The sequence below is a fragment of the Arthrobacter sp. 9V genome (assembly GCF_902506065.1).
GTDB lineage: Bacteria > Actinomycetota > Actinomycetes > Actinomycetales > Micrococcaceae > Arthrobacter.
Map to the genome: position 1 here is coordinate 1 of NZ_LR733069.1, position 2,239 is coordinate 2,239.

Here is a 2,239-nt window from a genome sequence, read left to right on the forward strand (position 1 = left end):
CCCCTACGCCGGCTCCGGCCGCTGATCGGAGGTCGACACATGTCGAAGCTCATCCTCACCCACGAGGTCTCCGGCCTCGGTTCCGCTGGTGACGTCGTCGACGTCAAGAACGGCTACGCCCGCAACTACCTCATCCCCAGGGCTTCGCTGTCGCGTGGTCCAAGGGCGGCGAGAAGCAGGTCGAGTCGATCCGTGCCGCGCGTACCGCGCGCGAGCTCGCCACCATCGAAGAGGCACAGGACCTCAAGATGAAGCTCGAGAACGCGACCATCACCCTGTCGGTCAAGGCCGGCAAGGACGGTCGTCTGTTCGGCTCCGTCCGTCCGGGCGACGTCGCTGACGCCGTCCAGGCGCAGGGCGTCGGCTCGCTCGACAAGCGCAAGGTCGAGGTCCCCGCGACCATCAAGACCGTCGGTGACCACGAGGCCACCGTGCGCCTGCGCGAGGACATCACTGCCGTGATCTCGCTCCAGGTCGTCGCTGCCAAGTAGCACTGACGTTCCGCTCCACGACGGGCGGGTCTCCTCCGGGAGGCCCGCCCGTCGTTGTGTTCCCGGGGCGGTCGCGCGGCTTGTCGTACGGCTGTCGCCGAGACGGTCGCCAGACTGGAGGCGCGGCTCGACTCGGCCTGGCTGGTTACGGTTCAGACGGGGTCACGTTGGCTGGGAGCGGGCCGAGAAATCTTCCCACAGGAGGGGTGCTTGTCAAGTCGTTTTACACAGTGGAAACGTGTCAAATCGGAACCTTCAAGGGGTAGTTGAACCCCACTTTTCCACACACCGTGTGCAACACAAAAGACCAGGTCAAGCGGTCGAAAGTGTGTTCGTACGGGCCTTTTTCCACAGGCTCCTCCACAGTTGTCCACACAGCAGTCCGGCGTGTTCCGCAGCCTCTCCACAGAGTTATCCACAGGTCCGTTTGTTGGGGATAACTCTCGGGCCGTACCTTGGGCCAGCGACTCGGGGATGTCGGTCGCCGGGGGTAGAAACAGGGGTGCGGGTTCCGGCCGGTGGGTGCTGTCCCGCCGGTTCCGGTCCGTGTCGTCAACAGAGGAGAGCGTGTGTCGATCGCACATCTTGAGCCCGCACCGCAGGACTACGCGGAGCGCGGCATGGAACGCACCCCGCCGCACGACATGCTCGCGGAGCAGTCGACCATCGGCGGCATGCTCCTGTCGAAGGACGCCGTCGCCGACGTCATTGAGACCGCACGCGGCGTGGACTTCTACGTCCCCAAGCACGAGGTCATCTTCGACGCGATCCTGTCGCTCTACTCGCACGGTGAACCCACCGACGTCATCGCCGTCACCGACGAGCTGACCAAGACCGGCCTGCTGTCCCGTGCCGGCGGGGCCGAGTACCTGCACAGCGTCACGAGCATGGTGCCGACCGCCGCGAACGCCGGCTACTACGCCGGCATCGTCGCCGAGAAGGCCGTGCTCCGTCGGCTGGTCGACGCCGGCACCCGCATCGTCCAGATGGGCTACGCGTCGGAAGGTGAGGTCACCGACCTCGTCAACAGCGCCCAGGCCGAGGTCTACAACGTCGCCGGTGGTGTGCAGACCGAGGACTACGTCCCGCTGACCGACGCCATCTCCGCCGCCCTCGACGAGATCGAGGCCGCCAAGGGCCGCGACGGCCAGATGACCGGCGTGCCGACCGGGTTCGCGCAGCTCGACGGCCTGACCAACGGCTTCCACCCCGGACAGCTCATCATCGTCGCCGCCCGCCCTGCGCTGGGCAAGTCGACGCTCGCGCTCGACCTGTGCCGCGCCGCCGCGATCAAGCACGACCAGACCGCCGCGTTCTTCTCGCTCGAGATGGGCCGCGCCGAGATCGCCATGCGTCTGCTCTCCGCCGAGACCAGCGTGCCGCTGCAGAACATGCGCAAGGGCACCGTGGACTCCCGCGACTGGACCACCATCGCGCAGACCCGCGGTCGCATCAACGACGCCCCGTTCTTCATCGACGACTCCCCCAACATGACGCTCGTCGAGATCCGCGCCAAGTGCCGTCGACTCAAGCAGCAGCACAACCTGAAGCTCGTGGTCATCGACTACCTGCAGCTGATGACGTCCGGCAAGAAGGTCGAGAGCCGCCAGCAAGAGGTCTCCGAGTTCTCGCGTGCCCTGAAGCTGATGGCCAAGGAGCTCCAGGTCCCCGTCATCGCCCTGTCGCAGCTGAACCGTGGGCCCGAGCAGCGTGCCGACAAGAAGCCCGCGATCTCCGACCTGCGTGAG

Annotated in this window: 1 protein-coding gene and 1 pseudogene; both read left to right on the plus strand. The window is 66.4% G+C overall.

What is annotated here, in order from left to right; translation table 11 throughout:
- Positions 1-39: 39 nt before the first annotated feature.
- Positions 40-491: pseudogene (rplI, locus tag BACI9J_RS24190) on the plus strand (50S ribosomal protein L9).
- A 569-nt stretch (positions 492-1,060) separates the two neighbouring features.
- Positions 1,061-2,239 (plus strand): replicative DNA helicase (gene dnaB / locus BACI9J_RS24195; protein WP_159736817.1); only part of this gene is annotated, 1,179 nt, incomplete at its 3' end.